Origin of the sequence: Tunicatimonas sp., from assembly GCF_049647865.1 — a bacterium.
Classification (GTDB): Bacteria; Bacteroidota; Bacteroidia; order Cytophagales; family Cyclobacteriaceae; genus Tunicatimonas.
In genome coordinates this window covers 1-2110 of record NZ_JBARYM010000928.1, presented here as the reverse complement: position 1 = coordinate 2110, position 2110 = coordinate 1, and the positions used below count along the sequence as shown (strand labels likewise).

At 46.9% G+C, this 2110-nt stretch carries 2 protein-coding genes; both read left to right on the top strand.

The window, feature by feature from the left end; translation table 11 throughout:
* The coding region (locus WBA23_RS26200; RefSeq protein WP_424585229.1) for a FecR family protein at nt 1-686 on the top strand (686 nt) is incomplete at its 5' end.
* Nucleotides 687-719: 33 nt separating this feature from the next.
* A partial coding sequence (locus WBA23_RS26195; protein WP_424585228.1) for a carboxypeptidase-like regulatory domain-containing protein occupies nt 720-2110 on the top strand: 1391 nt, incomplete at its 3' end.

Sequence of the window (2110 nt, the reverse complement as noted above, 5' to 3'; positions counted from 1 at the left end):
GAATAGCTTTATTCTTAAATACTCCTGCTTCTTCCGATTGGACATCCGTTCGCACCCAGTACGGTGAGCAGCAATCCATCACTCTCCCGGACGGATCAGAAGTCACTTTAAACGGAAACTCTACTTTGCGTTACTCAGACAACTGGGATAAGATTGGCAATGAGCGAGAAGTCTGGTTGGAGGGGGAAGGATTCTTTTCGGTTACCAAACATCAGAACCAAGGTCAAAACCACTTAACTAAATTCACAGTGCACGCTAACGACCTGCTAGTAGAAGTGCGCGGCACTCAGTTTAATGTGCAGAATCGCCCGGAAAATACCCAAGTAGTGCTGCACGAGGGAAAGGTGCTGATCCGTCATGAGCAACAGGATTCGGTGCTACTTCGTCCCAACGAACTAGCTGAACTCGACACCCGCGCGGGCATTCGGAAGAAAACGGTGAATGCTCAGCATTTTATCTCCTGGAAAGATCAGGTACTCATATTTAGTGAAGAACCAATACGTAATATCCTGGATCGCTTAGAGAACACCTACGGCTGGCAGATAAATGTGCAAGATTCTTCTTGGCTACAACAAAAGTACACTGGTTCGGTACCGACCAACCGTACCGAACTCCTGTTTGACAAATTCTCGCTGCTCTACGAACTGGATATTGCGTACCAAAACCGACAAGTCACTATCGAGTAACCTTAAATTTTCTTCAACAAACACCTAATAACTATGAATCATCTCCTCTACCCTTCTCTGAAAACCCGACTGCTCCTGCTGAGCTGTCTGATTTCTTGCTTGGCTTTGGGTCAGCAAATGGCCTACACCGTTCCGGAAACTATCCATCAAGATCAGCGAGCGTCGCTCATTGATGTACTGACCAAGCTGGAGCAAAACCTGAATATTTCCTTTGACTACGACGCCGCCATGATTCAAGGAAAAACGGTGAAAGCTACTCAGGTTAAGGATGCCCCAACCGATGTAGAAGCGTATCTGAACACGCTGCTTCGACGCCACCAGTTACGGGCCAAACGCTTTGAAGATAATACGTACGTAATTTACTTGGCTCGGCAAGTTCAACCTAAGAAGTTAGAAAACAAATTTTTTCGCCAAGAGGCAAGCTTATCGCATAAACTAGTCCCCAGCGTAATTCAGGCTCCTCAGTCTCTACGCACGCAATCCACTATCGTCCAGACCATCAGTGGCCAAGTAACTGATTTATCCACGAGTGATCCCTTGCCCGGGGTGAATGTTCTGGCGAAAGGTACGGCTACGGGTACGGTCACCGACATAGAGGGTAACTATCGACTAACTTTAGAAGACGAAGTGACCACGCTAGTATTTTCGTCCATAGGTTACGAAACTACCGAAGAAGCAATTAATGGTCGTACCACAATTAATCTAACCCTCTCAGCCGATGTTCAATCGCTTTCGGAGGTGGTAGTCGTAGGGTACGGCACCAAACAGAAAGCAGACATCACCGGTGCGCAAGGAACGGTCGATATGGATATTGATTTACAAAGCCGTCCTATGGTAGAAATGGGGCAAGCGATGTACGGAAAATTACCCGGCGTTCAGGTACTCAATGGAAATGGCCGACCGGGTAGTTCTACTTCTATCCAGATTAGAGGAATCAATTCCATCTCGGCTAATAGCTCCCCTCTGATTGTAGTAGATGGGATACCACTACCCACTTATGACTTAAATATCCTCAATCCGGCAGACATCAAATCCATTGAAGTGCTGAAGGATGCTGCCTCGGCTGCCATTTACGGCTCTCGGGGAGCTAATGGAGTGGTATTAGTGACCACTATAAGCGGCCAGTCGGGTAAGGCTAAAGTTAGCCTAAATTACTCCTACGGTTTGCAGGAGGTTATTGATAGAATTGATGTTATGGATTCCTATGAGTACGCTCAGGCCTCAATTGATGCGGCGCAAAACGGATGGATTGAAACAGGGGGTAATCCTAATGCCCCTAATACTATTGAAGCCCGGGGACAATATAAATATACCTGGCCCGAAGAATTGGAAAATCCCGAAAGTTTACCGAACACCAATTGGCAAGACTTGATTTTTCGGGTAGCTCCCATGCAGAAAATCGATCTGAATGTTGCCGGGGGGAC